General features: G+C 66.4%; 23 protein-coding genes. 15 read left to right on the top strand and 8 right to left on the bottom strand.

The window, feature by feature from the left end; all coding sequences use genetic code 11:
• Positions 1 to 159: 159 nt before the first annotated feature.
• Genes OVA13_RS12170 through lpdA form a run of 3 tightly spaced genes read left to right on the top strand, consistent with a single transcriptional unit; the run spans position 160 to position 4,420 of the window.
• Positions 160 to 1,596, top strand: coding sequence for a dihydrolipoyllysine-residue acetyltransferase (locus OVA13_RS12170; RefSeq protein WP_267790745.1), 1,437 nt, complete (start codon positions 160 to 162; stop codon positions 1,594 to 1,596).
• The gene (locus OVA13_RS12165) at positions 1,593 to 2,261 is read left to right on the top strand and encodes a hypothetical protein (protein WP_267790744.1); all 669 of its coding nucleotides are present in this window, start codon (positions 1,593 to 1,595) and stop codon (positions 2,259 to 2,261) included. The genes OVA13_RS12170 and OVA13_RS12165 overlap by 4 nt, the downstream gene beginning before the upstream one ends.
• A gap of 20 nt (positions 2,262 to 2,281) precedes the next feature.
• Complete coding sequence (gene lpdA / locus OVA13_RS12160; protein WP_267790743.1) at positions 2,282 to 4,420, top strand: dihydrolipoyl dehydrogenase; 2,139 nt, start codon at positions 2,282 to 2,284, stop codon at positions 4,418 to 4,420.
• 72 nt (positions 4,421 to 4,492) lie between these two features.
• Here lpdA and OVA13_RS12155 read toward each other — a convergent pair whose 3' ends face one another.
• Complete coding sequence (locus tag OVA13_RS12155) at positions 4,493 to 4,696, bottom strand: DUF2061 domain-containing protein (RefSeq protein ID WP_267790742.1); 204 nt, start codon at positions 4,694 to 4,696, stop codon at positions 4,493 to 4,495.
• Between the two features lie 105 nt (positions 4,697 to 4,801).
• Positions 4,802 to 5,623: a porin family protein gene (locus OVA13_RS12150; protein WP_267790741.1), complete on the bottom strand. Its 822-nt coding sequence runs from the start codon at positions 5,621 to 5,623 to the stop codon at positions 4,802 to 4,804.
• Between the two features lie 474 nt (positions 5,624 to 6,097).
• On the opposite strand from OVA13_RS12150, the gene OVA13_RS12145 reads away from it, so the two are divergent.
• The 9 genes from OVA13_RS12145 (at position 6,098) to OVA13_RS12105 (ending at position 13,425) form a co-directional block, all read left to right on the top strand.
• Positions 6,098 to 6,469, top strand: coding sequence for a hypothetical protein (locus OVA13_RS12145; RefSeq protein ID WP_267790740.1), 372 nt, complete (start codon positions 6,098 to 6,100; stop codon positions 6,467 to 6,469).
• Positions 6,470 to 6,493: 24 nt separating this feature from the next.
• On the top strand, positions 6,494 to 7,291 hold the full coding sequence (gene atpB, locus OVA13_RS12140; RefSeq protein WP_267790739.1) for a F0F1 ATP synthase subunit A: 798 nt from the start codon (positions 6,494 to 6,496) through the stop codon (positions 7,289 to 7,291).
• A gap of 76 nt (positions 7,292 to 7,367) precedes the next feature.
• Positions 7,368 to 7,667: a F0F1 ATP synthase subunit C gene (gene atpE, locus OVA13_RS12135; RefSeq protein WP_055939490.1), complete on the top strand. Its 300-nt coding sequence runs from the start codon at positions 7,368 to 7,370 to the stop codon at positions 7,665 to 7,667.
• Between the two features lie 105 nt (positions 7,668 to 7,772).
• Positions 7,773 to 8,243 carry a F0F1 ATP synthase subunit B gene (locus OVA13_RS12130; RefSeq protein ID WP_062357049.1) on the top strand — a complete coding sequence of 157 codons (471 nt, stop codon included), beginning with the start codon at positions 7,773 to 7,775 and terminating at the stop codon, positions 8,241 to 8,243.
• Between the two features lie 16 nt (positions 8,244 to 8,259).
• The gene (locus tag OVA13_RS12125) at positions 8,260 to 8,787 is read left to right on the top strand and encodes a F0F1 ATP synthase subunit delta (RefSeq protein WP_267790738.1); all 528 of its coding nucleotides are present in this window, start codon (positions 8,260 to 8,262) and stop codon (positions 8,785 to 8,787) included.
• Positions 8,788 to 8,832: 45 nt separating this feature from the next.
• Positions 8,833 to 10,380: a F0F1 ATP synthase subunit alpha gene (gene atpA, locus OVA13_RS12120; RefSeq protein ID WP_267790737.1), complete on the top strand. Its 1,548-nt coding sequence runs from the start codon at positions 8,833 to 8,835 to the stop codon at positions 10,378 to 10,380.
• 81 nt (positions 10,381 to 10,461) lie between these two features.
• Complete coding sequence (gene atpG / locus OVA13_RS12115) at positions 10,462 to 11,325, top strand: F0F1 ATP synthase subunit gamma (protein WP_267790736.1); 864 nt, start codon at positions 10,462 to 10,464, stop codon at positions 11,323 to 11,325.
• Positions 11,326 to 11,468: 143 nt separating this feature from the next.
• The gene (atpD, locus tag OVA13_RS12110; RefSeq protein WP_267790735.1) at positions 11,469 to 12,875 is read left to right on the top strand and encodes a F0F1 ATP synthase subunit beta; all 1,407 of its coding nucleotides are present in this window, start codon (positions 11,469 to 11,471) and stop codon (positions 12,873 to 12,875) included.
• Positions 12,876 to 13,002: 127 nt separating this feature from the next.
• Positions 13,003 to 13,425, top strand: a complete 423-nt coding sequence (locus OVA13_RS12105; RefSeq protein ID WP_267790734.1) for a F0F1 ATP synthase subunit epsilon — start codon at positions 13,003 to 13,005, stop codon at positions 13,423 to 13,425.
• A 73-nt stretch (positions 13,426 to 13,498) separates the two neighbouring features.
• On the opposite strand, the gene OVA13_RS12100 is transcribed toward OVA13_RS12105, so the two are convergent.
• Positions 13,499 to 13,933 carry a GtrA family protein gene (locus OVA13_RS12100; RefSeq protein ID WP_267790733.1) on the bottom strand — a complete coding sequence of 145 codons (435 nt, stop codon included), beginning with the start codon at positions 13,931 to 13,933 and terminating at the stop codon, positions 13,499 to 13,501.
• A gap of 79 nt (positions 13,934 to 14,012) precedes the next feature.
• On the opposite strand from OVA13_RS12100, the gene OVA13_RS12095 reads away from it, so the two are divergent.
• The gene (locus OVA13_RS12095) at positions 14,013 to 14,939 is read left to right on the top strand and encodes a glycosyltransferase family 2 protein (protein WP_267790732.1); all 927 of its coding nucleotides are present in this window, start codon (positions 14,013 to 14,015) and stop codon (positions 14,937 to 14,939) included.
• Here the strand turns inward: OVA13_RS12095 and OVA13_RS12090 are convergent.
• Entirely contained in the window at positions 14,902 to 16,476 is a 1,575-nt protein-coding gene (locus tag OVA13_RS12090; protein ID WP_267790731.1) for a hypothetical protein, read from the bottom strand. The two genes, OVA13_RS12095 and OVA13_RS12090, sit on opposite strands and share 38 nt — an antisense overlap.
• Before the next feature lie 80 nt (positions 16,477 to 16,556).
• Here OVA13_RS12090 and glmU point away from each other — a divergent pair, with 80 nt between their 5' ends.
• Both glmU and OVA13_RS12080 read left to right on the top strand, forming a co-directional pair.
• Positions 16,557 to 17,918, top strand: coding sequence for a bifunctional UDP-N-acetylglucosamine diphosphorylase/glucosamine-1-phosphate N-acetyltransferase GlmU (gene glmU / locus OVA13_RS12085; RefSeq protein ID WP_267790730.1), 1,362 nt, complete (start codon positions 16,557 to 16,559; stop codon positions 17,916 to 17,918).
• A gap of 12 nt (positions 17,919 to 17,930) precedes the next feature.
• Entirely contained in the window at positions 17,931 to 18,500 is a 570-nt protein-coding gene (locus tag OVA13_RS12080) for a hypothetical protein (protein WP_267790729.1), read from the top strand.
• Here OVA13_RS12080 and OVA13_RS12075 read toward each other — a convergent pair.
• The 4 genes from OVA13_RS12075 to OVA13_RS12060 are packed head-to-tail and all read right to left on the bottom strand — an operon-like array spanning position 18,497 to position 23,663.
• Complete coding sequence (locus OVA13_RS12075) at positions 18,497 to 19,825, bottom strand: sensor histidine kinase (protein WP_267790728.1); 1,329 nt, start codon at positions 19,823 to 19,825, stop codon at positions 18,497 to 18,499. The genes OVA13_RS12080 and OVA13_RS12075 overlap by 4 nt on opposite strands.
• Complete coding sequence (locus tag OVA13_RS12070; protein WP_267790727.1) at positions 19,822 to 21,159, bottom strand: sigma-54-dependent transcriptional regulator; 1,338 nt, start codon at positions 21,157 to 21,159, stop codon at positions 19,822 to 19,824. The genes OVA13_RS12075 and OVA13_RS12070 overlap by 4 nt, the downstream gene beginning before the upstream one ends.
• 3 nt (positions 21,160 to 21,162) lie before the next feature.
• Positions 21,163 to 22,383 (bottom strand): ABC transporter permease, encoded by a 1,221-nt coding sequence (locus OVA13_RS12065; RefSeq protein WP_267790726.1) that lies wholly within the window; start codon positions 22,381 to 22,383, stop codon positions 21,163 to 21,165.
• A 56-nt stretch (positions 22,384 to 22,439) separates the two neighbouring features.
• Positions 22,440 to 23,663 carry an ABC transporter permease gene (locus OVA13_RS12060; protein ID WP_267790725.1) on the bottom strand — a complete coding sequence of 408 codons (1,224 nt, stop codon included), beginning with the start codon at positions 23,661 to 23,663 and terminating at the stop codon, positions 22,440 to 22,442.
• Between the last annotated feature and the right edge of the window lie 22 nt (positions 23,664 to 23,685).

Genomic DNA, 23,685 nt, shown 5'->3' with positions numbered 1-23,685 from the left:
CCAATGCCCGCTCGCGCGCACGCGAATGCCATGCGTGACGCCGCGGGGTGCGATGTCCCGCTCAGGACAGAAAATTAAATCCGGCCAAAGGTTGGCGCATCGCGCCCATGCGGACACAATAGGGGTTCCCCTTTTGAGTCAGACCGCTGGAGTCACACAATGGCCGAAATCAAGGAAGCACGGGTTCCCGACATCGGTGACTACAGTGGCGTACCGGTGATCGAAGTGCTGGTGGCCGTGGGCGACACGGTGAAGAAGGACCAGGGCCTGGTCACGCTGGAGTCGGACAAAGCGACGATGGAAGTGCCGTCGGCGTTCGCGGGCGTGGTGAAGGAAATCAAGGTGAAGCTGGGCGACGAACTGGCCGAAGGCGCGCTGGTCGCCCTGATCGAGGTCAGCGAAGCCGCCGCCGAAGCCAAGCCCGCGCCGTCCGCGCCGGCATCGCAACCGGCCACCGCCGAAACCGGCATCAAGGTGGAGCCGGTGGCGGTGGCGGCGGTCCCCGACAAGATCGCCCAGCGCGAGATCGCGCAGGAGCGCGCGGCGCCCGCCTCTGCCGCCCCCGCGGCTTCCCGCGTGCTGGACGACAGGCCCGGCATCGATCCGGAAGCCTCGCCGCCGCGCTCGCCGCCGGTGGAATTCAATGCCGACCGCGTGCTGCCTGACAAGGTGGCGTACGCCAGCCCTGCTGTGCGTTTGTTCGCGCGCGAGCTTGGCGTGGACCTGCACCAGGTGGCCGGCACCGAACGCGGTGGCCGCATCAGCAAGGAAGACGTGCAGAAGTACGTCAAGGGCGTGCTGGCGGGCGGCGTTGCCGCGCCGGCAAGCGCGGGTGCACCGGCGGCCGCTGGTGGCGGGCTCAACCTGCTGCCATGGCCGAAGGTGGACTTCAGCAAGTTCGGTGAAGTCGAGACCGTCGCGCTGTCGCGCATCAAGAAGATTTCCGGCGCCAACCTGGCGCGCAACTGGGCGATGATCCCGCACGTCACCCAGCACGACCACGCCGACATCACCGACCTGGAAGCGCTGCGCGTCGCACTGAACAAGGAAAACGAGAAGGCCGGCATCAAGCTGACCATGCTCGCCTTCCTGATGAAGGCCAGCGTCTCGGCGCTGAAGAAGTTCCCCGACTTCAACGCCTCGCTCGACGCCAGCGGCGAGAACCTCACGCTGAAGAAGTACTTCCACGTCGGTTTCGCCGCCGACACGCCGAACGGCCTGGTCGTGCCGGTCATCCGCGACGTGGACAAGAAGGGCGTCAACGAGATCGCGCAGGAAACCGGCGAACTGGCCAAGAAGGCGCGCGACGGCAAGCTGGGTCCGGCCGAGATGTCCGGCGGCTGCTTCTCGATCTCCTCGCTGGGCGGCATCGGCGGCGTGGCGTTCACGCCCATCGTCAATGCGCCGGAAGTGGCCATCCTGGGCGTGTCCAAGTCATCGATCCAGCCGGTGTGGGACGGCAAGCAGTTCCAGCCGCGCCTGATGCTGCCGCTGTCGCTGAGCTATGACCACCGCGTGATCGATGGTGCCTCCGCTGCCCGCTTCACCGCCTACCTGGCGCAGTTGCTGGGCGACATGCGCCGCGTGCTGCTGTGACGCGTGGCACCGCCCGCCATGCGCTGATCGGCGCGCTGCTGCTGGTCGCCGCACCGGTTGCCTTCGCGCAGGACGACTGCACGCTCAGCTTCGGGCGTGGCTGGCCACCGGCCACCGGCAATCACGGCGCCGCGGTGGAGCAGCTGTTCACCGGTGATGTGCAGCCTGCCGTGTCCCTGGTGTGGCTGCCCGCCACCGGCAAGGAACGCGGCATCGCGCTGATTCCCGGCGCGGAGGGGGCGGCATGGACCCTGCGTGTCAGCGAAGCGGACGAACGCGTGCACGTATGGAGCGGCGGCAGCGCCCGTGGCGGCGTGCAGTTCCGCACCGAGCAGACGCCCGACCGCGATGAGGTGCGCATGCCCGTCCCGCTGGCGCAGCGCGTGGCCAGCCTGTGGCAGCAGGCGCTGGAGCGGGCCGCACCGCAAGGCGTCAATGCGCCGCTGCAGGATCGCGGACTGGTGTCGTTCCTGGTCAATGGCGAACGTTTCAGCGGTGTCGCGCCGGACTGCGGGCCCGCGGAGCTGCTGTTCGAGCAGGTCGACCTGCTGGTCGAAGCCAGCAACGAAAGCGAATCCAAACAGGAAAAGCGCTGGCAGCAGCTCGACGCCGCGCTGGATGAACTGCAGCAGTCGCTTTCCGGCCAGGCGCCGGCGAACGACTGACACGATCCCAGGAGAATCGAATGTCCACCATTGAAATCAAGGTCCCCGACATCGGCGATTACACCGATGTGCCCGTCATCGAGATCCTGGTCGCCGTCGGCGACACGGTGAAGAAGGACCAGGGCCTGGTGACGCTGGAGTCGGACAAGGCCACGCTGGAAGTGCCTTCGTCGGCTGCCGGCGTGGTGAAGGAGATCAGGGTCAAGCTGGGCGATGCGTTGTCGGAAGGCAGCGTGGTGGCGATCCTGGAGGCCGAAGGCGCGGCCACCGCACCGGCACCTGAAGCCGCCAAGCCGGCTGCTGCCGTCGCGCCACCCGCCCCGGTGGCTGCCGCCGCACCTGCACCTGCGACACCGCCTGGTGCTTCGGCAGCGGGCCCGGGCGGACCGGTGGAAGCGAAGGTTCCCGACATCGGCGATTACACCGATGTGCCCGTCATCGAGATCCTGGTCGCCGTCGGCGACACGGTGAAGAAGGACCAGGGCCTGGTGACGCTGGAGTCGGACAAGGCCACGCTGGAAGTTCCCTCGTCCGTGGCGGGCGTGGTGAAGGAGATCAAGGTCAAGCTGGGTGACGCGCTTTCCGAGGGCAGCGTGGTGGCGATCATCGAGGCGGAAGGCGCCGCAGCGGCCGTCCCGGGCAAGGCGGCACCGGTCGCGCCTTCGCCCGCGGCCCCCGCGCCCACCGCTTCGGCGCCCAAGCCCGCCTTGGGTACCGGCCGGCAGGCCGACATCGAATGCCGCATCGTGGTGCTGGGGTCCGGCCCGGGCGGCTACACCGCCGCCTTCCGCGCCGCCGACCTCGGCCTGGATACGGTGATGATCGAACGCTATGAAGCGCTCGGCGGCGTCTGCCTCAACGTCGGCTGCATTCCCTCCAAGGCGCTGCTGCATGCCGCGGCGCTGATCGACGAAGCCGCGCACTCGGCCGACATCGGCGTGGAGTTCGGCAAGCCGAAGATCGACCTGGGCAAGCTGCGCGATTTCAAGCAGAACAGGGTGGTCGGCCAGTTCACCAAGGGCCTGGCCGGCATGGCCAAGCAGCGCAAGGTGCGCACGGTGACGGGCGTGGCGAAGTTCGTTTCGCCGAACGAGCTCGAGATCGTCGGCGCCGACGGCAAGACGCAGTTGCTGCGCTTCGAACAATGCATCATCGCGGCAGGTTCGCAGGCGGTGAAACTGCCCAACTTCCCGTGGGACGACCCGCGCGTGATGGATTCCACCGACGCGCTGCAGCTGGAAGAAGTGCCGAAGAAGCTGCTCGTCGTCGGCGGCGGCATCATCGGGCTGGAGATGGCTACCGTGTACCGCGCGCTGGGCAGCGAAGTGACGGTGGTGGAATTCATGGACCAGCTGATGCCAGGCGCCGACAAGGACCTGGTCAAGCCGCTGGCCGACCGCCTGAAGAAGCAGGGCGCGCTGGTCTACCTGAAGACCAAGGCGGCCAAGGTCGAGGCGTCGAAGAAGGGCATCACGGTGTCGTTCGAAAGCGCCACCGAGGGACAGAAGACCGAGCTGGAATCCGGCACGTACGACCGCGTGCTCGTGGCCGTGGGTCGTTCGCCCAACGGCGGCAAGATCGGTGCCGACAAGGCGGGCGTCACCGTCACCGACCGCGGATTCATCCCGGTGGATGCGCAGATGCGCACCAACGTGCCGCACATCTTCGCCATCGGCGACCTGGTGGGCCAGCCGATGCTGGCGCACAAGGCCACGCATGAAGGCAAGCTGGCGGCGGAAGTCGCGGCCGGCGAGAAGAAGGAGTGGGTGGCGCGGGTGATTCCGTCGGTGGCCTACACCGATCCGGAAGTGGCATGGGTGGGCGTGACCGAAACCGAAGCCAAGGCCAAGGGCCTGAAGGTCGGCGTGGGCAAGTTCCCCTGGGTCGCCTCGGCGCGCGCTGTCGGGATCGGGCGGGGCGAAGGCTTCACCAAGCTGATCTTCGATGAGACCACCCACCGTGTCATCGGCGGCGCCATCGTCGGCGTGCATGCCGGGGACCTGATCGCCGAAGTGGCGCTGGCCATCGAGATGGGTGCCGAAGCGGCGGACATCGGCCACACCATCCACCCGCACCCCACGCTGAGCGAATCGGTGGGCATGGCGGCGGAAGTGTATGAAGGCACCATCACCGACCTGTACATCCCGAAGAAGAAGTAGCCCGCCGACAGGCGGGCCGCACGAAAAAGCCGCGCCCATGGGCGCGGCTTTTTCTTTTCCGCTGGCTTGCTGCTAGGCGGCCAGCGGTTGCACGCGCGCGGCGCGCCTCGCCTCGATGCGCTTCCAGACCTTCTCGTGGAAATGGAAGACCACCGTATTGGTCGCCGGTTCGATCAGTGCCAGCATGCCGCCCACCAACAGGCTGCCGGTGAACAGGTAGCCCAGCGTGAAAGCCACCGCGAAATGCAGGATGGCGAAGCTCAGGGTCTTGTTCACGACATGCTCCAGATGAGAATTGATCTCATTATGGGGCGCTCCCGGCACCTGTCCAATGAAACGATCCGCAAGCATCAATAGGTCTTGCCTATTGGTTCGCGGGCGTCAGAACGCCAGCGAGACGCCCGCCACCGGGCCCTTGAAGCGCTGGTCCAGGCCCAGCAGGCCATCGGATCCGGCCTGCTCCACGTCCAGCTTGAACCAGTCATAGCCGACGAAGGCGCCGAAGCGCGGCGTGAAGCGATACTCGACGATGGCGTTGGCCCGCGTGATGCTGCCGTCGTAATCGCCGAAGTTGCCCCAACCGGTATCCAGATACTGGCCCTGCAGGTTGATCAGCCACTTGTCCGAGGGGCGGGTGGTGAAGCGCAGGCCCAGCACCGGGGCGTAGCCGCTCTCGCTGGCGGTGTCGCGGTAGCGGTTCTCGCCGGCCTCGGCCTCCAGCGTGCCCTTCAGCTTTGCCCATTCAGCGCCCACCTGCAGGCCCAGGCTGCTGCGTTCGCCGTCCACCACGGCGAAGTCGTACACCAGGCTGGCCAACTGGAACTCGGCCTCGCCGCGCGCGAAGCTGCCGGCCGGGATGGTGACGTCGTCATAGGACAGGTCTTCGCCAAGCGTGGCCTGTTGCGACTTGTCGTACTTGAAGTAATCGAAGATCAGCCGGTTGCGCTCGCCCAGGCGGAACACGCCATCGATGCGCGGCACCAGCTCGGTGCTGCCGAAATCGAAGTCTTCGGAAAAGCCGATGTCGTTGCCGGCAAAGATGGTGGACCCGCGCAGTTCACCCTCGGCATCCACGTTCATGGCGCCCAGGCGCAAGGTGAAGCGATCATCGCCTTCGGCCGCCTGCGCAGGCAGTGCGGTCGCCAGTGCGAGGGCGAGGCAGGAGGGAAGGACGAGGGTGTTGCGGGAAAAACCGAAGGGCATGACGTGCTCCATTCACGAGGGGGGGAATCCAACCTTCGTGGGCCGCAAGTCGACGCGCGGTGAATTAGATGAACGAAACGCGGCGCGTACCCGCATCCGCGCACGAGGCTGATCATCTGGAGAACCCCCGTGCCAGCGCCTCCGCGCCGTTGCGGCGCCGGAAAAAAAGAAGCCCCGGGAGCAGCCGGGGCTTCTGATAGGCCTGCAACGGAGCATCGGACGAGGAAGTTTGTGCGGCAGGCCTTGCAAGGACTGACCGGGGGCATTGGTCAAAGTTCCGCGAAATGTGCGGGAAAATTCTGAACAGGGAAAACGCTTCCACCCATGCGGGGCGGGGCTTTGCACCCCGGTGGCGCGTTTGCGGGTGTTTTTGACCTCTGGCGGTTGTCCCTGAAATGTCCCCCCTGCTATACTTTTGCGGCTCGGCGAGGCGCTTTGTGGCCTTGTACCCCGCCAATTCCGTAGGGCTTTCGTGTGCTGAATTCCGTCGCTGCGGGCCGGCGGCTAGTGTTGCGCGCCGCCGCTTGGCAAGGGCTGGCCGTGCTGCTGGTCGCGGCACTCTTCCTGCTCTGGGGCGTGCCCCAGGCACTGGCGGCGGCGGTGGGCGGGGCGGCAATCGTGGCCGGCGCGCTGCTGGCGGCCTGGATGGCCTTCGGCGGCGGCGTACTCGGCGCCGTCTCGGCGGTCCTGAGGCTGGTGGCGGGCATGGTGGTGAAGTGGGTCGTGGTGATTGGCGTGCTGGTGATGGGCGCGGGGCTGTACAAGCTGCCTCCGCTGCCCTTGCTGGCAGGCGTGATCACCGGACTGGTGGCACAGGTGCTGGTTGCGACCGGCAAGCAGCGATAACCCAACTAGAAAGGTTTCCGACTCATGGCGGGCGAGGCTCTTACTCCCACCAGCTACATCCAGCACCACCTGAAGAACCTCACGGCCCAGGTGGGCGGTGACGGTCCGTTCTGGACGATCAACGTCGACACCTTCGTGACCGCCGTGCTGATGGGCCTGGTCATCGTGTTCGCCTTCTGGATGGCGACCCGCAAGGCCACCGCCGGCGTGCCGGGCAAGTGGCAGGCCTTCGTCGAGATCATGCTCGAGTTCGTCGACAAGCAGGCCCGCGACACCTACCACGGGACCAGCAAGCTGGTGACGCCCATCGCGATCACCATCTTCTTCTGGATCCTGATGATGAACCTGCTGAAGATGATCCCGGCAGACTTCATCGCCAAGCCGCTCGAACTGATGGGCGTGCATTACTGGAAGCCGGTGCCCACCGCCGACGTCAATGCCACCCTTGGCATGTCGATCAGCGTGTTCTTCCTGATGCTGGTTTTCGCCTTCCGCTCGAAGGGCCTGGGCGGCTTCGCGCACGAATTCCTCACGGCGCCGTTCGGCAAGTGGATGATGCCGTTCAACCTGATCCTCAATATCGTCGAATGGGTCAGCAAGCCCATCTCCCTGGCGATGCGACTGTTCGGCAACATGTTCGGCGGCGAGATCGTCTTCCTGCTGATCTGGGTGCTGGGCGGCGCCGGCATCCTCGGCATGCTCGGCGGTGCGACGTTCGGCCTGGGCTGGATGCTGTTCCACCTGCTGGTCATCCCGCTGCAGGCCTTCATCTTCATGATGCTGTCGATCGTCTACCTGAGCCTGTCGGAAGACAGTCACTGAGTTTCCGCTTCACCCTTATTTTTCACGTTCCCTTCGTACCATCCACCTTTCAAGCACTTAAGTTCCGGAGATCACCATGGAAAGCATCCTCACCAACCTCGCCCAGGTCCAGGCTTCGACCGCCCTCGCCATCGGCATCATGATCGGCCTGGCCGCGCTGGGCGCGGGTCTGGGTCTGGCCATCATGGCTGGCAAGTTCCTGGAATCGGCTGCCCGTCAGCCGGAACTGATCCCGGTCCTGCAGGTGCGCATGTTCATCACCGCCGGCCTGATCGACGCCGCGTTCATCATCTCGGTCGCCGTCGGCCTGCTGTTCGCCTTCGCCAGCCCGTTCATCACGATCTTCACCGAACAGCTGGCCAAGCTGGCGGGCTGATCCGTCGCGTGCACGCCTGACCACGGGCATCCGCCCGCGGTCAGTCACCAGGCGTAGCTGGGCCGGCGCGATGTGCGCGGGCCCTTCATCACCGGCAGGTTTACGATGAATATCAATCTCACTCTGTTCGCCCAGGCACTGGCCTTCGCAGGCCTGATCTGGATCATCGCGACCAAGATCTGGCCGCCGTTGCTGGCTGCCATCGAAGAGCGCCAGCAGAAAATCGCCGAGGGCCTCGCCGCTGCCGACCGCAGCCAGAAGGACCTGGCGCAGGCGCAGGAAAAGGTCAACGAGGCGCTGAAGGAAGCCCGGGTCAAGGCCAACGAGATCATCGATCAGGCGCACGCACGTGCCAACCAGATCGTCGATGCGGCCAAGAACGAGGCCATCGCCGAAGCCAACCGCCAGAAGGCGCTGGCCGAAGCCGAAATCGACGCCGCCGCCACGCGTGCCCGCGAAGACCTGCGCAAGCAGGTATCGGCGCTGGCCGTCAGTGGTGCCGAAAAGCTCCTCAAGCGCGAGATCGACGCCAACGCCCACAAGGCGCTGCTCGACGAACTCGCCGCTGAAATCTGATCGGACGACCTGATCGATGAGCCAGGCACTTACCGTCGCCCGTCCCTACGCCCGCGCCGCCTTCGCGACCGCGCGCGACGAAGGCAACTTTGCTGCCTGGTCGCAGGCGCTGGGTTTTGCCGCGCATGTCGCGGCGGATCCGCGCGTGGCTGCGTTGCTGCCCAATCCGCAGCTGCTGCCCGCCGACGCGGTGGCGCTGCTCGCGCCCGAGGGGGCCAGCGAGACGTTCGCCCGCTTCCTCGGCATCCTCGCCGATGCCCGCCGCCTTCCGCAGCTGCCGGAGATCGCCGGGCTGTTCGAGGAACTGCGCGCCGAGGCCGAGCACATCGTCAAGGCCAAGGTCACCTCCGCCACGGCGTTGCCGGCGGGTGAACTGGATGCCATCAAGGCCGCGCTGAAGAAGCGCTTCGGCCGCGAGGTGGACGTGGAAACGGCCATCGACGAGTCGCTGATCGGCGGCGCCGTGATCGATGCGGGCAGCGTGGTCATCGACGGCTCCCTGAAGGGCAAGCTGGCGCGCCTGCAGTCCGCACTTACGCACTGAATTCAATTGAACCGCCGCGCGCAAGCCGGCACATAGGACTTACCCATGGCTACCACGCTCAACCCCTCTGAAATCAGTGACCTGATCAAGACCCGCATCGAGAAGGTCAAGCTGGCCGCCGAGTCGCGCAACGAAGGCACGGTCACCAGCGTGTCCGACGGCATCGTGCGCATCTTCGGCCTGGCCGACGTCATGCAGGGCGAAATGATCGAACTGCCGAACGACACCTACGCGCTGGCGCTGAACCTGGAGCGCGACTCCGTGGGCGCCGTGGTGCTGGGCGACTACGAGCACCTGCGCGAAGGCGACGTGGCCAAGACGACCGGCCGCATCCTGGAAGTGCCGGTGGGTCCGGAAATGCTCGGCCGCGTGGTGAACGCCCTGGGTGAACCGATCGACGGCAAGGGCCCGCTGGGCACCTCGCTGACCGCGCCGGTGGAGCGCGTGGCTCCCGGCGTGATCTGGCGCAAGTCGGTCGACCAGCCGGTGCAGACCGGTTACAAGTCCGTAGACGCCATGATCCCGATCGGCCGTGGCCAGCGCGAGCTGATCATCGGCGACCGCCAGACCGGCAAGACCGCGATGGCCATCGACGCCGTGATCAACCAGAAGGGAACCGGCATCAAGTGCGTGTACGTCGCGATCGGCCAGAAGGCCTCGACCGTGGCCAACATCGTGCGCAAGCTGGAAGAGAACGGCGCGCTGGCGCACACCGTGGTCGTGGCCGCCACCGCTTCCGAATCCGCCGCCATGCAGTACATCAGCGCCTACTCCGGCTGCACCATGGGTGAGTACTTCATGGACCGCGGCCAGGACGCCCTGATCGTGTATGACGACCTGTCCAAGCAGGCCGTGGCCTACCGCCAGATCTCGCTGCTGCTGAAGCGTCCGCCGGGCCGCGAAGCCTACCCCGGCGACGTGTTCTACCTGCACTCCCGCCTGCTGGAGCGCGCCGCGCGCGTGTCCGAGGAGTACGTGGAGAAGTTCACCGAAGGCAAGGTCACCGGCAAGACCGGTTCGCTGACCGCGCTGCCGATCATCGAAACGCAGGCCGGCGACGTGTCCGCGTTCGTGCCGACCAACGTCATCTCGATCACCGACGGCCAGATCTTCCTGGAAACCGACCTGTTCAACGCCGGCATCCGCCCGGCCGTGAACGCCGGCATCTCGGTGTCGCGCGTCGGTGGCGCCGCCCAGACCAAGATCATCAAGAAGCTGTCCGGCGGCATCCGCATCTCGCTGGCGCAGTACCGCGAGCTGGCTGCCTTCGCGCAGTTCGCCTCGGACCTGGACGAAGCCACCCGCAAGCAGCTGGAACGCGGCCAGCGCGTCACCGAGCTGATGAAGCAGAAGCAGTACGCGCCGATGTCGATCGCGCTGCAGGCGCTGTCGATCTACGCCGTCAACGAGGGCTACATCGACGACGTGCCGGTCAACAAGATCCTGGCGTTCGAAGAGGCGCTGCACGCGCACTTCACCAACACCCAGGGCGCACTGGTCGACACGATCAACAGCACCGGCAACTGGAACGACGAGATCGAAGGTGCCTTCAAGAAGGGCATCGCCGAGTTCAAGCAGACCGGTACCTGGTAAGCGTAGGGTGGGCCCCGGCCCACCATTCGTGAAGGCGGCGGGCCGGGCCCGCCCTACGAAGACGAATCAAGCGAGCAGAGCATGGCAGGCGGACGCGAAATCAAAACCAAGATCAAGAGCGTGCAGAACACCCGCAAGGTGACGCGCGCGCTCGAGATGGTCTCGGCCTCCAAGATCCGCAAGGCACAGGAGCGCATGAAGACCTCGCGCCCCTACGCGCGCGCGATGAAGCAGGTGATCGGCCACCTGGCCCAGGCCAACACCGATTACCGGCATCCGTTCATGGTCGAGCGCAAGGACGTCAAGCGCGTCGGCTTCCTGGTGGTCTCGTCCGACCGCGGCCTGGCCGGCGGCCTGAACAACAACCTGTTCCGCAAGATGCTGGGCGAGATCCGCCAGTGGAACGAGAAGGGCGTCGAGGTCGACGTGGTCACCATCGGCCAGAAGGCCTCGGTGTACTTCCGTCGCGTCAAGGTCAACATGCTGGCCAGCGTGTCCCACCTGGGCGATTCGCCCAAGCTGGACCAGCTGATCGGCGTGGTCAAGGTGATGCTGGACGCCTACACCGAAGGCAAGCTGGACCGCGTGTACGTGGTGTACAACGATTTCGTCAACACCATGACCCAGCGTGCCGCGTTCGACCAGCTGCTGCCGCTTCCCGCGGCGGAAACGCAGGTGGCGCACCACGACTGGGATTACATCTACGAACCCGATGCGGCCAGCGTGCTGGACCACGTGATCACGCGCTACATCGAGTCGCTGGTGTACCAGGCCGTGCTGGAGAACATCGCGTCGGAGCACGCGGCGCGCATGGTGGCCATGAAGGCCGCCAGCGACAACGCCAACAAGCTGATCGGCACGCTGCAACTGGTCTACAACAAGGCCCGCCAGGCGGCGATCACCCAGGAAATTTCCGAAATCGTCGGTGGCGCGGCAGCGGTGTAAGCCGTGATCGGTGACCAGTGATTGGTGATTGGAAAGAGCAGCGACCCGCGCCTTACGAATCACGAACCACGAATCACCCATCACACGTAATCAGGCAGGCGATGAACTCGCCGAAACGAACAAGTTAAATCGGAGCAGCAAACATGAGTCAGGGCAAGATCGTTCAGATCATCGGCGCGGTGGTTGACGTCGAATTCGCGCGCCATGAAGTGCCGAAGGTGTACGACGCGCTGAAGGTGGAAAACACCGCCATCACGCTCGAAGTGCAGCAGCAGCTCGGCGACGGCGTCGTGCGCACCATCGCCCTCGGTTCCACCGACGGCCTGAAGCGCAACCTCATCGCCGTCAACACCGACAAGGCCATCTCGGTGCCGGTCGGCGCCGGCACGCTGGGCCGCATCATGGACGTGCTGGGCAACCCGATCGACGAAGCCGGCCCCGTGCAGGCGACCGACCATTGGGAAATCCACCGCGCCGCCCCGTCGTACGAGGACCAGTCCTCGGCCAACGACCTGCTGGAAACGGGCATCAAGGTGATCGACCTGATGTGCCCGTTCGCCAAGGGCGGCAAGGTCGGCCTGTTCGGCGGCGCCGGCGTGGGCAAGACCGTCAACATGATGGAACTGATCAACAACATCGCCAAGGCGCACGCGGGTCTGTCCGTGTTCGCCGGCGTGGGCGAGCGTACCCGCGAGGGCAACGACTTCTACCACGAGATGAAGGACTCCAACGTCCTCGACAAGGTCGCGATGGTGTACGGCCAGATGAACGAGCCGCCGGGCAACCGCCTGCGCGTCGCGCTGACCGGCCTGACCATGGCCGAGTACTTCCGCGACGAGAAGGACGCATCCGGCAAGGGCAAGGACGTGCTGCTGTTCGTCGACAACATCTACCGCTACACGCTGGCCGGTACCGAAGTGTCGGCGCTGCTGGGCCGCATGCCGTCGGCCGTGGGCTACCAGCCGACGCTGGCCGAGGAAATGGGCGTGCTGCAGGAGCGCATCACCTCCACCAAGACCGGTTCGATCACCTCGATCCAGGCCGTGTACGTGCCCGCGGACGACCTGACCGACCCGTCGCCGGCCACCACGTTCGCCCACCTGGACGCGACCGTCGTGCTGAGCCGCAACATCGCCTCGCTGGGTATCTACCCCGCCGTGGACCCGCTGGACTCGACCAGCCGCCAGCTGGACCCGAACGTCATCGGCCACGAGCACTACGACACCGCGCGCCGCGTGCAGTCGACGCTGCAGAAGTACAAGGAACTGAAGGACATCATCGCCATCCTCGGCATGGACGAGCTGTCCGAAGAAGACAAGCAGGCCGTGTCGCGCGCCCGCAAGATCGAGCGCTTCTTCAGCCAGCCGTTCCACGTGGCGGAAGTGTTCACCGGTTCGCCGGGCAAGTACGTTTCGCTGAAGGACACGATCCGCGGCTTCAAGGCGATCGTCGACGGCGAATACGACCACCTGCCGGAACAGGCGTTCTACATGGTCGGCGGCATCGAAGAAGCCGTCGAGAAGGCCAAGAAGCTCGCCGAAAAGGCGTAAGCGCCGGGATTGGTGATGCGTGAGTCGTGATTCGCGGAAGCGGCGATGGGTGGTTGGCGGGCTTTGATGTTCTTGCCAATCACGCATCACCCATCACGAATCACGTTCCGAATGCAGTGAGGAACCTATGAGCACCATCCGTTGCGACATCGTCAGCGCCGAGCAGGAAATCTTCCACGGTGAAGCCACCCTGGTCGTGGCCACCGGCGAACTGGGCGAGCTGGGCATCGCGCCCAAGCACGCGCCGCTGATCACCCGCCTGAAGCCGGGCAAGGTGGTGGTGACGCTGACCACCGGCGAGCAGCTGGATTTCGCGATTTCCGGCGGCATCCTGGAAGTGCAGCCGCAGGTCGTTACCGTGCTGGCCGACACCGCCATCCGCGCGCAGGACATCGACGAGGCCTCGGTGCGCCAGGCCAAGGAAGAAGCCGAGCGCATCCTGGCCAAGCAGGACCCCAAGATGAGCGTGGAAGAAGCCCAGGCCCAGCTGGCCATGAGCATTGCCCAGCTGAGCGCGCTGGAGCGTCTGCGCAAGAACCTGAAGCACTAATACCCATCGTGGTCTTGCTTCACAGAACGCCGGCCATGTGCCGGCGTTTTTTTATGCGCGCAACGACGCGGCGTCAGCGGTAGACCACGTGCCGCCACAGGAAGAAGGCCACCACGGCCAGCAGGCCTTCCACCAGCGGCTTTGCCAGCCAGGCCAGGTGCAGCCCCAGTGCGGACGCGGCCCCGCTCACCAGCAGCGTGCTGACCAGCGTCAGCGGGATCCAGACCAGCAGGAACCGGCCGAAACGCGGCCATCCCAGGCGTGCGACGCCCGCCTGCGCGAAGGTCACCCGGCCATTCAGCCAGAACCCCAGCAGGGCGCCGCAGACCCGTCCCGCCAGGTTGCCCGGTGCGGCCGGCACGCCCGCCGCGGTCAGCGCGACAAAGACCAGCCAGTCGACCAGCAGCTGCGCAGCGCCCACGACAACGAAGCTGCCGCCCTCGCGCAGCAGGCCACGCTGCAACACGGGGTGCTTGAGCAGGCGATGTCGGCGCAGGCGCGGAATCATGCCGCCATCTTAAACCGCGGGGCGCGTACGGCTTGCCGTGTAAGATGCTTGCCGCCCACACGGACCCGGGAAACTTCGCTTGCGCATCGCCGTCCTGATCCCCTGCCACAACGAAGCACTGACCGTGCAGAAGGTCGTCGCCGACTTCCGCGACGCGCTGCCGGAAGCCGAGGTGTGGGTCTTCGACAACGCCAGCAGCGACGGCACCGCGGAGCTGGCCGCGCAGGCGGGCGCGCGCGTGCGCCGGGTGTTGGCGAAGGGCAAGGGTAACGTGGTGCGTGCCATGTTCCGCGATGTCGATGCCGACATCTACGTGATGGCCGATGGGGACGACACCTATCCGGCGGCCTCCGCGCGCGCGCTGATCCATGACGTGGCCGACGGACGCGCCGACATGGTGGTGGGCACGCGGCTGGAATCGCACGAAACCGCGTCGTTCCGCCGTTTCCATGGATTCGGCAACCGCCTGGTGCGCAGCTGCATCGGCGCGCTGTTCGGGCATCCCGTGCGCGACGTGCTGTCGGGTTACCGGGTGTTCTCGCGGCGCTTCGTCAAGTCGATGCCGGTGCTGTCGCGCGGCTTCGAGATCGAAACGGAGATGACCGTATTCGCGCTGTCCAATGGCTTCGTCCTGTCAGAGCGCACCATCGAGTACGGCACGCGCCCCGACGGCAGCGAGTCCAAGCTCAACACCTACCGCGATGGCATGCGGGTGTTGAAGACCATCCTGTTCCTGTTCAAGGATATGCGGCCGCTGCTCTTTTTCGGCACGTTGTCGTTGCTCTGCGTGCTGGCGGGGCTGGGCTTCGGCGCGTTCGTCATCCACGAATTCACCCAGACCGGCCTGGTGACGCATCCGTCCACCGCCGTGCTGGCGGTGGCCTTCACCCTGGTGGGCGTGGTGGCGCTGGCCACGGGCCTGATCCTGGACACGGTCAATCGCCGCTCGAACGAGATCCTGCGCCTGATCACCGACCAGGTGCTGCGGGGCAGATCGTCGGAGTAGCGGAGCGGCGTACCAGCGGGCAGATTTCGAGCCCGCTCAGGTTGGTCGGCACGGCCTGGCACGCGCCGCCAAGCGCGAGCCCGTAAGCCTGGTAGTGCTCCGCGGGTGGCGCGGACTTCGGCACCTCACGCAGGAGGAACAGCGGCCCGGCATGCCGCCGCACGCGTTGCTCGGCGCGCGCCTGCAGCCGCGTGCAGCGTTCCGGTGTCATGAAGTTGTTGTGGATCGAGATCGCCGGCACGCCGCTGGGCAGATACGCCACCGCGTAACCCAGCGGATGGTCCTGGGCCAGCACCACCAGGCTGTCGCGCGGCAACGCGGGCAGGCGCACGTCCACCATCGGCGTACTGAAGGACTCGCGGCCCCAGCCGGGCCGATTGGCGACACCGACCAGCAGCAACGCCGACAGCACCAGCACCGTGCGGGGAAAGCGTCTGGGCAGCCACTGCGACAGCATGCCGATGATCGCGATCGAGCAGACCAGTTCCAGTGCGAACAGATAACGATAGATGCCGTAGAGCTTAACCCAGACCACGAAGCTGAGCAGCACGAACACCAGCAGCGCATGGACCATGCCCATGTCGCGTGCGTGCCTGGCGCGTGCACGCCACGCCGTCACCCACCAGGCCGCAAGCGCGGAGAACCCGAGCAGCAGGCGCGGGTCGGCCAGCTTGCTCTCGGAGAAGCGGGTGCCTTCGACCAGCAGGTGGAAAGGCACCAGCAGGGCGTCCAGACCCTGTGGAACGAAGCGCGTGTCCTTGTGGCCATGCGGCAACGCATCGGGCGAGGCGAACCATTCATTGAAGTAGGGGAACAACGGGTTGACATGCGTCTGCCACAGATGCAGCCCCCAGGGTCCTGCGGTCAGCAGCCCACCGGCGATGCCGCCGACCGCCAGCGCCAGCAGCCGCGCAGGCGCGCCACGCAGCGGACCGGCGACCCATGCCGCGCCGATGAAGCCGATGCAGTACATCGCGCCGGTCAGCTTGAGGCCGGCGGCCAGTCCGGCGAACAGTCCCACCGGCACCCAGGTGGCCCAGGCGCCACGCCGGCCGTGTGAATCCACGGCCCACCACATGCCCGCCATCATGCCGGCCGCCACGAAGGCATCGTTGAACGTGGTACCGATGCTGGGCATCACGGCCGCGCCGCCCACGGCGACCAGGCCGGCCATGGCGGTGCGCAGCGTGCTGCGTTGTTGCGGCCACAGCTGGTCAAGCAGGCGCAGGGCGAACAGCACGGCGATGAACGCATGCAGGCCCAGCCACAGCGAAACCAGCCAGCCGGGGAAGCCGGTGCGCACCATCCATGCGAACGGCACGTCCAGCATCGGGTTGTGCCAGGTCTGCAGCTGCGCGGCGGCGATGTCCTGGCTGAAGCGGCCGTCCAGCAGTGCGGATGGCGTATAGAGGTGGTAATTGCGCAGGTCCCAGTTGCCATCCTGTCCCTGGATCGCCATCGCCAGCAGTACCAGTACCAGCGCGGTGATGGCGGGGGCCTTCCAGGGATGCGGCGCGGCGGACGAAGCAGGAATCAAGGGAACATCCTTGTGCATGGGGCTGAATTGATACCATCGCAGCACGGCGCGAGGCCGGCATCATCGTAATGGGAAACCACATGAAGCAACTACACGTCGTCATCCTGGCCGCGGGCGAAGGCAAGCGGATGAAATCCGCCCTGCCGAAGGTGCTGCAGCCGGTGGCGGGCAGGCCGATGCTGGCCCACGCGATCGAGGCCGCGCGCGCGCTGTCGCCGGCAGGCATCCACGTGGTCTACGGGCATGGCGGCGACCAGGTCCAGGCGGCGTTCGCCGGACGCTCCGATCTTCAGTGGGCGCAGCAGGAAAAACAACTCGGTACTGGTCATGCCGTCGCGCAGGCGATTCCGCAGATCCCCGATGGTGCTTCCGTGCTGGTGCTGTACGGCGACGTGCCCCTGACGCGACCCGAGACGCTGCAGCGCCTGCTGGACGCGCCGGGCAGGCTGGCGGTGCTCGTGGCCGAGCCGACCGACCCGACCGGCTACGGACGCATCCTGCGCGATGCCGAAGGGCGCGTGGCCGCCATCGTCGAGCACAAGGATGCCGACGAGGAGCAGCGCCGCATCCGCACGGTCAACACCGGCATCATCGCGGCCGACGCCAGCGCGCTGAAGGGCTGGCTGGCGCGGCTGTCCAACGACAACGCGCAAGGCGAGTACTACCTGACCGACGTATTCGCGATGGCGGCCGAGGAATTCACGCCGGCGGAGATGGTGCTGGTCTCCGATCCCATCGAGGCCGAGGGCGCCAACGATCCGTGGCAGCTCGCCCAGCTCGAGCGCGCATACCAGCTGCGCGCCGCCCGCGCCCTGTGCGTGCAGGGCGCACGCGTGCTCGACCCCGCGCGGCTGGACCAGCGTGGCACGGTGCGCGTGGGCCGTGACGTGCAGATCGATGTGGACGTGGTGCTGGAAGGCGAGGTGGAGCTGGGCGACGGCGTGGTGATCGGCCCGTTCACGCGGCTCAAGGACGTCAGGCTCGCCGCCGGCACGCTGGTGCGCGCGCATTGCGACCTCGAGGGCGTGGTGACCGAAGGCGCCGCGCACATCGGCCCGTATGCGCGCCTGCGGCCCGGGACCGTGCTGGCCGACGGCGTGCATGTCGGCAACTTCGTCGAGACCAAGAACGCCACGCTGGGGCAAGGCAGCAAGGCCAACCACCTGACCTATCTCGGCGATGCGGTGATCGGCAGCGGTACCAACATCGGCGCCGGTACCATCACCTGCAACTATGACGGCGTGAACAAATCCACCACCACGATCGGTGATCGCGTCTTCGTGGGTTCCAATTCATCGCTGGTCGCGCCGGTGACCCTGGCCGATGGCGCCACCATCGGCGCGGGCTCGGTGATCTCCAAGAACGCGCCTGCCGACCAGCTCACGGTCGCACGCGCGCGGCAGGTCACCGTGGACGGCTGGCAGCGACCGGTGAAGAAATAACCCGCCTGCATGGTGAGTGCCCGGTACATCCTGCGAGACTCGGAGGAGCTTAATCGGCTCAGAGCACACATCAATGCTCTGTCGCGCGAGCGTCCTCACTCAGATGCCCATCGGGAGGCGTGTCGCGAGTTCCATGCACGCTTCGACTCGCTCGTTTACCCGGGCGGGGGCGCGCTATTCAACCGGGTCAGGCACCATGATCCGCAGGCGCTGGATGCGGCGCTCGCCTTCCTGCTGGCTGATCCGATGCACTTCCGTTCGGGCTACCTGAAGGAATATCTATGGCGATGGCTGGCGCATTGTCCGCTTCAAGCGAGAGAACTGTCCCAGCTTGAACGGGCAGCCTTGCGGTACCTTGACCGGACGGCATCCCGCGAGTTCTTCGCGATGTGCAAATTCATGCACCGTCGGGGGAGAAACAGATTCTGGTCTTCCGTATCCGCGACGTTGCTATCGTCAGACGTGGCAAAGGTCCGGCGCGCCGAACTACTGCTGATCCACAAGGGCAGCCTGTTCGCGGGCGCGATGGCGCGACGGTGCATCATGCAAAACCTGGCCCACGAGCGGTACGGACGGATCTAGGCTTCCGGCAGCTGGATCGCCACGCACAGCCCGCCGCCATCACGGTTGTGCAGCGACAGGCGGCCGCCATGCGCTTCGATGATCTCGCGGGTCAGCGCCAGCCCCAGGCCGGTGCCGTTGCGCTTGGTGGAATAGAACGGCACCAGCGCGTTCTGCAGCACGGCGTCGTTCATGCCGCTGCCGCGGTCCATCACTTCGATGCGCAACCAGTCGGGCAGGCGGGTGACGCGCACCGATACGCCGTCCGACGTGGTGCCGGATTCGTGCGCGTTCTTCAGCAGGTTGAGCAGCGCCTGCTCGACCTGGGCCACGTCGATGCGTCCCGCCGCCTCCTCGTCGGCCATGACCAGTTCGAACGCGATCTGCCGCTGCAGGCCTTCCAGGAAACTCCGCCAGTGCACGGTCTGCAGCTGCGGCTGCGGCAGCTTGGCGAAGCGTGCGTAGCCGCGGATGAAGCCTTCCAGGTGGCGGGCGCGATCCTCGATGGTGCCGAACACCTCCTCCAGCCGCTCGTGCCGGCCGCGACGCACGAGTTCCGCACCGGAATGAGCGAGCGAGGCGATCGGTGCCAATGAGTTGTTCAACTCGTGGCTGATCACGCGGATGACCTTCTTCCAGGTCATCACTTCCTGCCGGCGCAGTTCGTTGGTCAGCAGGCGCAGCAGCAGCAGTTCGTGCGGACGGCCATTCAGCCGAAAATTGCGCCGGGCCAGGTGGTAGACCTGTTCTTCCTCGTCCTCTTCCTCGCTGCCGATGGCGAACAGGCTGTCGCCGCCGCGCGACAGCGCCTCGCGCATCTCGGTGGGCGCGGCCGCCAGCAGCGACTCGAAATCCTGTCCCTCCAGCTTCCAGCCGCCGTGCAGCAGCTTGCGTGCGGCGACGTTGGCGAATACCACACGTCGCACGCCGTCGCCGCCGGGCGTGACCAGCAGCATCGCCACCGGCGTGTTCTGCACCATGGTGTCCAGCAGCAGTTCGCGTTGCACCAGGCCCTGGCGTTGTTCGCGCAGCACGTCGCCGAGATCGGCATGCGCCCTGACCAGTTCGCCCAGCTCGTCATTGCCCTGCCAGTGGATGCCGAAGTTGTACTCGCCATCACGGTAGCTGTTGACGCCGCCCGCCAGGGCACGGAACAGCGAGTGGGTGGAGCGCAGGCCGCGCTTGATCGCCCACATCGCCAGCGGCAGCACCACCAGCGCGGACAGCAGCAGCGCCAGCCGATCGTCCTGCAACCAGTGCGACAGCAGCAGGGGCAGTGCGATGGCCAGTGCCAGCAACGGCAGCAGCCAGGTCAGCACGCGGCCGGCGAGCGAGCGACGGATCATGTTGCCTTGATGCCGAAGCGTTCCATGCGCCGGTACAGCGCCTGCCGGCTCATGCCCAACTCGGCGGCCGCCTGGGCGATGACGCCGCCGGCGCGGGCGATCGCCGCTTCGATGTCGGCGCGCTCAGGCTCCTCCACGTGCACCGTCTTCACCGGCGGCGGCTTGGGCAGGTTGAGGTCGGCGGCTTCGATGCGGCTGCCGGTGGAAAGCAGTCCCGCGCGCTGGATGACGTTGCGCAGTTCGCGCACGTTGCCGGGCCAAGCGTGGCGCAGCAGCGCGGCGCGCGCACTTTCGCCCAGCGGCTTGTCGTCGGGGCGGAAACGTTCGGCCAGCGGCAGGATGTCGCCCGGCCGTTCGGCCAGCGGCGGCAGGGCCAGTTCGATGGCATTGAGGCGGTAGTAGAGATCTTCGCGGAACGTGCCTTCGCGGATCATCGCGCCGAGGTCGGCATTGGTGGCGCTGATGACCCGCACCGACACCTTGCGCTCGCGGTTGGAGCCCAGCCGCTCGAAGCGGCCGGTCTCCAGCACGCGCAGCAGCTTCATCTGCCCGGTCAAGGGCAGGTTGCCGATCTCGTCGAGGAACAGCGTGCCGCCGTCGGCGGCTTCGAACTTGCCTTCGCGTGCCTTGTTGGCGCCGGTGTAGGCGCCGGCGTCCGCGCCGAACAGTTCCGCTTCGATCAGTTCGGAAGGCAGTGCGCCACAGTTGAGGGTGACGAACGGCCCCTGCCTGACGCTGGAATTGGCCTGGATGATCTCGGCGATCTTCTCCTTGCCCGCGCCGTTGGGCCCGGTGATCAGCACCGGCAGGTCCGAACGCGCGACCTGGCACGCCAGCGCGATGACGCGTTCGCTGGCCGGGTCTTCGAATACGAGGTTGCGCAGGTCGTACTTCTGCAGAAGCTCGTCGCGGCTGCGGCGTTCGCGGCTGCGGCGGCGGTCCAGTTCGTTGCGGGCCTCGGAGAGTTCGAGCAGCGTATTGACCGTGGCCAGCAGCTTGCGATCGTCCCAGGGTTTGGCGACGTAGTCGGCGGCGCCCGCCTTGATCAGCCCGACCGCGCTTTCCAGATGGGTCCAGGCGGTCAGCAGGATCACCGGCAGGTCCGGGCGCTGCGCACGCAGCGCGCTGAACAGCGCTTCGCCTTCCTGGCCCGACGTGGTGTCGGCCGTGAAGTTCATGTCCTGGATGACCAGGTCCACGGCATGTTCCTGCAGCATCGCCAATCCCGCTTCGGGTGATTCGGCGTGCAGCGCATCGATGTCATGCAGTGAGAACAGCACTTCCAGTGCGGTGCTCACGGCCAGGTTGTCGTCAATCACGAGAATGGTCGGCATGCGCTATAGCCTAACCGATGGGCTGCGGCTGACCAGATGGGGCGGGATGTTCCGCGTGGCGCGCAGGGGCCATGCGATCGCCAGCTGGACGAGCGCCATCAGCAGGGCGGCCACGCCAACGATGACGAAGAGGGACGGGTTGCCCAAGCTCCCCCACGCGCCGGTCGCCAGCAGGCGCAGCAAGGCGAAACCCAGCAGCATGCCGGCGCAGGCCACCACGAGGTATTCCAGTCGCAGCTCCGCGTCCACCTGGCGTTGGCTGGCCCCCAGCGCGCGACGCAGGCTGAGCTCCTGCGGATGCTGCTGGATCCACCATTGGCCGGCCACGTTGAAGGCGAACAGGGTCAAGCAACTCCAGGCCGCCACGGCGAGCGACAGCAGCCACAGATGCTGGCGCTCCGGTGCCAGTGATTCCCGACGCAACGACGACAGCGGCGTCGGTGTCGTCGCGACCCAGGCAGGAAAGGCATCGCGAAGCGCCCGTTTGACGACGGGGTCGTGCTGGGCATGCCCGGCTGTCGGCATGCGGAGCAGGAAGTGGGCATCGGTCGCGTTTGCCACCTTCAATGGCAGCAGCACGCCCAGGTTCCCATGGTCGGGATGGTGCGCGCCTGCGGGTAGCGCGAGGTCTTCGACGACCCCGATGATGCGCAGGGGAGTGGCGCCGCGCACGTACATCGGCAGCCCGAGCGGATCCCGATCCGGATAGAGCTGCCGCGCAAGAGACGCCGTGATGATCGCCGGCAACGGTGAATCATGCAGGCGAGAGGAATCGCCGCCGTAGGCGTGGAATTCATCGGGCCCGAAGCCGCGGCCAAGTACGAGCCTTGCCCCCAGCGTCTCCAGGGCGTGCTCATCGGCAAGATAGACCGATGACATCAGGCGCGGCGACGGGAACGGCGTGATCGAAATGCCCGCATGCCACGCGTTGCGCCCGTACGGCACCTGGTTGAGTGCCGAGACGCCGCGGACACCGTCCACGGCACGCAGCACGCGGAGGACATCGGTGGTCGGTACGCGGCGGCCATCCGCGAAATACGGAGGATGCACCAGCATCACTTCGTCGTCCGCGATGCCACGGGGGGCAGTCGTTTCTTTCCACAGCGTGATCGCTGCAGCGCACGCCGCGCATGCCAGCACGAACCCGACCGCCAACTGCGTGGCCAATGCCGCCACCAGGATGGGATGGCGGCCAAGCAGCAGCAGGCGTGAGCGCATTCCCATGGCGTCTTGTCCCGGCAGCCGCGCACGTCGCCGAAGGACGTGCGCGGTCACGGTGCTCAGGCGGTACGCGTCGCCACGGCAGGCGGCACCGATGCGGCCTTGCGTGCGGGGCCGTACACGGCCACCTGGCCGAGCAGCCACAGCAGCACGGCGCCGACAGGCAGATAGATCAGCGGCAGGCGAGGCAGTTCGTACTTGCCCATCAGCAACTGGTTGATGCCGTAGGCCAGGATCATGCCGATGACGATGCCCAGCGTGGCCAGCAGGAAGTTCTCCGTCTGGAAGTACCGCAGGATCTGCCCCTTGGTCGCCCCCAGCGCACGGCGGATGCCGATCTGCTTGGTCCGCTGCTGCACCCAGAAACTCGCCAGGCCCACGATGCCCAGTGCGGTGACCACCAGCAGCGCCACGATCACGGCCACCAACAGCCATGCCATGCCGCGATCCTCGCGGTAGTAGGTCTCGGCGACCTCGGAGAACGTCCCTTGGCGCAGGATCAGGCGGCGTGCGCTGTTCTTCTCCAGCTGCGCGACCGCGGCCTTCAGCACCTCGTCGCGACGGTCGGGCGAGGTGCGCAGCACGAAACGGCCCATCGTCAAGTCGCGGATCGGCAGGATCATGGTGTAGCCATGCTCGGCCGGGCCGCCATTGTCGTTGGTGCGGATCAGCCGATCCACCACACCCACCACGCGGTGCGGCACGTCGTCGCTGTTCCAGGCATAGATGTTCTTGCCGATGGCGCTTTCACCCGGGAACAGCTTGTTGGCCGTCTCGCGACTCAGGATCACCGAAGGAATGTTGGTGACGGCGTTGGTCTCGTTCAGCGCGGTCCAGTTCTGGTACTCGTCGGCGGTGAAATCGCGGCCTTCGACCAGGCGCAGGCCGAACGTGTCGATCACGCCTTCCCCCAGATAGACGTTGGCGTTCATGTTCGGCATCGGCTGGTTCGGCTGCAGGCTGATCGAACTGTTCCAGGACGAATTGTCGAACGGGACGTGGTTGATGCTGTTGGCGGCCTTCACGCCGGGCAGCGCACGCAGGCTGGCGACGTCCTGCTTGACCAGCGCGTCGGCATCGGCGGCTTCGCCGATCCCACCGATGTTGATGCGGACCAGTTCGTTGTCAGCCAGGCCGGTGGGGCGCTGCATGCGCTCCAGCCGGTTGTTGATCAGGAAGACCGCGTTGCAGATGATCGCGCACGACAGCGCCACTTCCAGCACGATGAGTGCGGCGGCGGTCTTGTGGCGGGCCAGTGTCGAAAGAATGGGGCGGATGTCCATGACGTGCCTCGTAGGTGAATGG

The organism is Pseudoxanthomonas sp. SL93 (assembly GCF_026625825.1).
GTDB lineage: Bacteria > Pseudomonadota > Gammaproteobacteria > Xanthomonadales > Xanthomonadaceae > Pseudoxanthomonas_A.
This window is presented reverse-complemented; position numbering and strand designations above follow the sequence as displayed.